At 72.2% G+C, this 6,596-nt stretch carries 1 protein-coding gene; it reads left to right on the top strand.

Going from position 1 to position 6,596, the window contains the following annotated elements:
- Positions 1 to 6,596, top strand: a 6,596-nt coding sequence (locus tag ACWD2L_RS40695; RefSeq protein ID WP_451193760.1) for an amino acid adenylation domain-containing protein, incomplete at both ends; no start/stop codon positions are given.

The following is a 6,596-nucleotide window of genomic DNA, read 5'->3' as shown; positions in this document are numbered from 1 at the left end:
GCGGTGGACCTGTTCGATGCCGGTTCGGTGGAGGCGCTCGCCGAGCGCTGGAACCGGGTCCTTGAACTCGTGACCACGGCACCCGAGACCCGGCTCGGCGCCGTCGACGTCCTGCGCGACGACGAACGCGACCAACTCCTGCACGTGTGGAATGACACCACCGCCCCCACCACGGGCACGTCGGCAGTGGAGTTGTTCGAGGCTCAGGCGGCGCGGACGCCCGGTGCGACGGCGGTCGTGGGTGATGGCGTGGAGCTGTCCTACGGCGAGTTGGATGCGGCGGCGAATCGGTTGGCGCACCATCTGCGCGGCATGGGTGTGGGCCCGGAGTCCGTGGTGGGTGTGTGCCTGCCGCGCGGCGCCGAGTTGGTGACCGCGATCCTGGGTGCGTGGAAGGCAGGAGCGGCGTTCGTGCCGGTTGACGGGGCGCTGCCGGTGGAGCGGATGGCGCACATACTGGCGGACAGCCGGGCGCAGCTCGTATTGGGAACGCAGGAGGCCCTCGACGACCTGCCGGCCGGGCGAGTGCGGATGGTCGCGGTCGACGACCCGATGACCACCATGCTGGTCGACAGCTGCTCGGACGTGCGACCGGAGACCGTGACGGGTCCCGCCAGCCTGGCGTACGTGATCTATACGTCGGGTTCGACGGGTGTGCCGAAGGGTGTGGCGGCGACCCACGGCGGAGCGCTGAACCTGGTGGCGGCGCAGATCGAACGGTTCGCGGTGGAACGTGACTCGCGGGTGTTGCAGTTCGCGTCGATCGGTTTCGATGCGGCGGTGTCCGAGGTGTTGATGGCGCTGTGCTCCGGTGCCGCTCTGGTGATGACTTCGGCCGACGAACTGCTGCCGGGCGGTGGGTTGGTGGAGGTCGCGGCGCGGCACTCCGTCACGCACGCGACGCTGCCGCCCGCGGTCCTGGGAGCCCTCGACGCCGACACCGACCTGACCTCGGTCACCACGCTCGTATCTGCCGGTGAAGCCCTGGACGCGGGCCTGGTGGAGCGGTGGGCACCGAACCGTCGACTGATCAACGCCTACGGCCCGACCGAGATCACCGTCTGTGCCTCGATGTCGCAGCCGCTGACACCGGGAGACGCGCCGACGATCGGCACGCCGACTGCCAACACACACCTTTACGTCCTCGATGAGACGCTCACGCCCGTTCCCTCCGGTGTGACGGGCGAGTTGTACGTGGCAGGAGCCGGCGTTGCACGTGGCTACGTCGGCCGTGCGGGCCTCACGAGTGAGCGGTTTGTCGCCTGCCCGTTCGGAGCGTCCGGGGCGCGGATGTACCGGACCGGGGACCTGGCCAAGTGGACGGCGGACGGGCAGCTCGTCTTCGCCGGCCGTGCGGACGAGCAGGTCAAGATTCGCGGCTTCCGCATCGAGCCCGGTGAGATCGAGGCCGTCCTGTCGGCGCGACCGGAGGTGGCGCAGGCCGCGGTCATCGCGCGGGAGGACACGCCGGGCGACAAGCGCCTGGTGGCGTACGTGGTGCCGGCGGACCAGGACGGCGACTCCCTGGACGGGGACCGGCTGCGAGCGGCGGCCGCGTCGCGGTTGCCGGAGTACATGGTCCCGGCCGCGTTCGTGACACTGGCGGAACTGCCGCTGACCGTCAACGGCAAGCTCGACCGCAGGGCCCTGCCCGCGCCCGAGTACGTCACGGGCGCGGGCCGCGCCCCGGCCACCGCGCAGGAGGAGATCCTCTGCGCGGTGTTCGCCGAGGTGCTCGGCGTGGAGTCGGTCGGCGTCGACGACAACTTCTTCGAGCTGGGCGGGCACTCCCTGCTGGCGGTGCGCCTGACCTCACGGGTGCGTGTGGTGCTCGGCGTGGAGGTCGAGGTACGGGCGTTGTTCGAGGCACCGACCGCGGCCGGGCTCGCGGCGCGGCTGGCCGAGGGTGTGGGGCGGGCCCGCAAGGCGCTGACGGTGGTGGAGACGCGGCCCGAGCGGGTGCCGTTGTCGTTCGCCCAGCGGCGGCTGTGGTTCCTCGACCAGTTGGAGGGGCCCAGCCCGACGTACAACATTCCGGTGCCGCTGCGGATGAGCGGTGTGGACATCGCGGCGTTGGGCGGCGCGTTGCGGGACGTGATCGGGCGGCACGAGTCGCTGCGCACGGTCTTCCCGGCCGTCGACGGTGAGCCGTACCAGCGGATCCTCGACCCGGCGGACCTGGCGTGGGAACTCGAGGTGTCTCACGTCGCGCCCGAGGAACTGGCGGAAGTGGTCGGGCAGGCGTCGCGGTACGCGTTCGATCTGTCGGGGGAGCTGCCGATCCGGGCGTGGCTGTTCGAGGCCGGCCCCGAGGAGCAGGTGCTGCTGGTGGTCATGCACCACATCGCGGGCGACGGCTGGTCCCGTGGCCCGCTGGGCCGGGATCTGTCGGCGGCGTACGCGGCGCGGCTGCGTGGCGAGGCCCCGGAGTGGGAGCCGCTGCCGGTGCAGTATGCCGACTACAGCCTGTGGCAACGGGAGTTGCTGGGCGAGGAGTCCGACCCCGACAGCCTGATCGCGGCGCAGGTCGGCTACTGGCGGCAGGCGCTGGCCGGCGCGCCGGAGGAGCTGGCGCTGCCGGTGGACCGCTCACGCCCGGCGGTGGCGAGTCACGTCGGGCACCCGGTGCCGGTGCGGGTGTCCGCCGAGGTGCATCAGCGGCTGGTGGAGCTGGCACGGGCCGAGGGCGTCACGATGTTCATGGTGGTGCAGGCCGCCCTCGCGGTGACCCTGTCGCGGCTCGGCGCGGGCGCCGATGTCCCGATCGGATCCGGTGTGGCCGGTCGCGCCGACGAGGCGCTCGACGACCTGGTCGGCTTCTTCATCAACACGCTGGTGGTCCGGACGGATCTGTCGGGTGACCCGGAGTTCCGGCAGGTGCTGGCCCGGGTGCGGGAGACGAGTCTCGGGGCCTTCGCGCATCAGGACGTGCCGTTCGAGCGGCTGGTGGAGGAGCTGGCGCCGCAGCGGTCGATGGCCAGGCACCCGCTGTTCCAGGTGTCGCTGACCCTGCAGAACGTCGAGCGGGCCGGGCTCGAGATGCCCGGTGTGCGCACGGGCGGGGGCGCCGGCGTCGACGGCGCCATGGCGGCGTCGGTGAAGTGCGACGTGGATGTGATGGTCGGGGAGGTCTACGACGAGGACGGCCGTCCGGCCGGGCTGCGCGGGTCCGTCATCGGGGCGGTGGATCTGTTCGACGCCGGTTCGGTGGAGGCACTTGCCGAACGGTGGAGCCGGGTCCTCGATCTGGTGACCGCGGCGCCCGACACCCGGCTGAGTGCCGTGGACGTCCTGCAGCCCGATGAGCGTGAACAGCTGCTGCGCGGCGGGAGCGCCTCGCCGGTCGAGCTGGTGGGCTCGTCGATGGTGGAGCTGTTCGAGGCGCGGGTGGCCGCGGCCCCGGGTGCCGCGGCGGTGGTCGGCGACGGTGTCGAGCTGTCGTATGCGCAGGTGGACGTGGCGGCCAACCGTATGGGGCACTATCTGCGCGGGATCGGTGTCGGCCCGGAGTCCGTCGTGGGTCTGTGCGTCCCGCGTGGGGCCGAGTTGGTGACGGCGATCCTCGCGGTGTGGAAGGCGGGGGCGGCGTATCTGCCGATCGACGCCCGGCAGCCCGCCGAGCGCATCCGGTTCATGATCGACGACAGCGGTGCGTCGGTCGTGCTGACCGGCGGTTCGGACACGGTGTCGGCGGAGGCGCTGAACGGGGCGGCCGTGGTGCCGCTGGACGCCCGGCAGGTACGCGAACGGATCGACGCCTGCCCGGAGAGCGCGCCCGACTTCACGGTTGGCGCCACCGGACTGGCGTATGTGATCTATACGTCGGGCTCGACGGGCCGGCCCAAGGGCGTCGCGCTCACCCACGGCGGAACGGTGAACCTGGCGACCGCGCAGATCGAACGGTTCGCGGTCGAACCCGATGCGCGGGTGCTGCAGTTCGCGTCGATCGGATTCGACGCCGCGACGTGGGAGGTGCTGATGGCGCTGGGCGCCGGGGCCGCCCTGGTGGTGGCGTCGGCGGAGGAGCTGACCCCGGGGGGCGGGCTGGCCGAGGTGGTGGCCCGTCACGGGGTGACGCACGCGACGCTGCCTCCGGTGGTGTTGGGCGCTCTCGACGCCGCCGATCTGGGCTCGGTGACCACGCTCGTGTCTGCCGGTGAGGCACTGGACGCGGCGTTGGTGGAGCGGTGGGCGCCGCGGCGTCGGCTGATCAACGCCTACGGTCCGACGGAGATCACGGTGTGCGCTTCGATGTCGCGGCCACTGGTTCTCGGGGACGCGCCGTCGATCGGCACGCCGGTCGCCAACGCCCGCTTGTTCGTGCTGGATGCGGCGCTGCAGCCGGTGCCCGCAGGAGTCGCGGGCGAGCTGTACGTGGCCGGTGCGGGGATGGCGCGCGGGTATGTGGGCCGCCCCGGGCTCACGGGTGAGCGGTTCGTGGCCTGCCCGTTCGGATCCGCGGGCGAGCGGATGTACCGGACCGGGGACCTGGCCAAGTGGACGACGGACGGCCGGCTGATGTTCGTCGGGCGCGCCGACGAGCAGGTGAAGATCCGCGGCTTCCGCATCGAACTCGGCGAGATCGAGGCCGTGTTGGGCGCACACCCCGAGGTGGCCCGGACCGCGGTGCTGGCCCGTGAGGACACGCCGAGTGACAAGCGTCTGGTCGCTTACATCGTCCCAACCGATGGGTCCGATGGGTCCGATGGCGTCGTTGGTTCCGACGGCGCCGGGATCGACGGGGAGGGTGTGCGGGAGTTCGTGGCGTCCCGGCTGCCGGAGTACATGGTCCCGGCCGCGTTCGTCACGCTGGACGAGCTGCCGCTGACCGTCAACGGCAAGCTCGACCGCAAGGCCCTGCCCGCGCCGGAGTACGACACCGGGACGAGCCGAGCCCCGGCCACCGTGCAGGAGGAGATCCTGTGCGGTGTGTTCGCCGAGGTACTGGGGCTCGCGTCGGTCGGCGTCGATGACGACTTCTTCAAGCTGGGGGGCCATTCGCTGCTGGCGGCGCGCCTGACCGCACGGGTCCGCGCGGTGCTGGGCGTGGAGGTCGGGCTCAGGACCCTGTTCGAGGCGCCGACGGTGGCCGGGCTCGCGGCCCGCCTGGGCGAGGGCACGGCGCAGGCGCAGCTGCCGCTGCGGGCGAGGACGCGTCCGGAGCTGGTGCCGCTGTCGTTCGCGCAACGGCGGCTGTGGTTCCTGGCGCAGCTCGAAGGCCCGAACCCGGCCTACAACATCGCGGTGCCGCTCCGGCTGAGCGGCGTCGACGCCGCCGCGCTGGGCGCGGCACTGCGCGATGTGATCGACAGGCACGAGGCGCTGCGCACGGTGTTCCCGGCCGTGGACGGCGAGCCCTACCAGCGGATCCTCGAACCGCGGGAGCTGGACTGGGAACTGCTGGTCACCCAGGTGGAGCCCGGCGAGATGGACGACGCCGTGGTGCGGGCGTCGCAGCATGCGTTCGACCTGTCGGCGGAGCTGCCGATCCGGGCGTGGCTCTTCCGGTCCGATTCCGATGAACAGATGCTGGTGGTGGTCGTGCACCACATCGCGGGCGACGGCTGGTCGATGGGCCCGCTGAGCCGGGACCTGTCGGCCGCGTATGCGGCGCGGCTGCGTGGCGAGGCACCGGAGTGGGAGCCACTGGCGGTGCAGTACGCGGACTACGCGCTGTGGCAGCGGGAGTTGCTGGGCGAGGAGTCCGACCCCGACAGCCTGCTGTCGGCGCAACTGGAGTACTGGCGCGGGACGTTGGCGGGAGCGCCGGAAGAGCTGGCGCTGCCGGTGGACCGGGCGCGCCCGGCGGTGGCCAGCCATCGCGGGCATGCCGCGCCGCTGCGAGTGACCGGCGAGGTGCATCAGCGGCTGGTGGAGCTGGCGCGGGCCGAGGGCGTGACGGTGTTCATGATCCTGCAGGCCGCGCTGGCGGTGACGGTCTCGCGGGTGGGGGCAGGGACGGACATTCCGATCGGATCGCCGATCGCGGGCCGGGGCGACGAGGCGTTGGAGAACCTGGTCGGGCTCTTCCTGAACACGCTCGTGGTCCGGACGGATCTGTCGGGCGAGCCGGAGTTCCGCGAGGTGCTCGGGCGAGTGCGGGAGGCCAGCCTGGGCGCGTTCGCGCACCAGGACGTGCCGTTCGAGCGGCTGGTGGAGGAGCTGGCCCCCGAGCGGTCGATGGCTCGGCATCCGCTGGCGCAGGTCGTGCTGACCATGCAGACCACCGGAGACGCGGCCCTGGAACTGTCCGGCACCCGCGCCTCCGGCGGGAACACGCAGCAGAGCGGTGAGGCCACGGCCTCGGTGAAGTTCGACGTATGGGTCGCGCTCGGCGAGGTGCACGACGCCGAGGGGGCGCCGGCGGGGCTGCGCGGCGGGATCACGGTGGCGGCGGACCTGTTCGACAAGCCGGCCGCCGCCCGGTTCGCGCAGTGGTTCACCCGGGTGCTCGAGGCGGTGGTGGCCGCCCCGGACATCGCGGTGCGTGACATCGAGGTGCTCGACGCCGGTGAGCGGGACCGGGTGCTGGTGCGGTGGAACGACACCGCCGCGGCGGTGCGGGATTCGTCCGTGGCCGGGATGTTCGAGGAGCG

This window comes from Streptomyces sp. NPDC002754 (assembly GCF_053592315.1).
The sequence above is the reverse complement of the archived record's forward strand: the minus strand, read 5'-3'. Positions and strand labels throughout refer to the sequence as shown.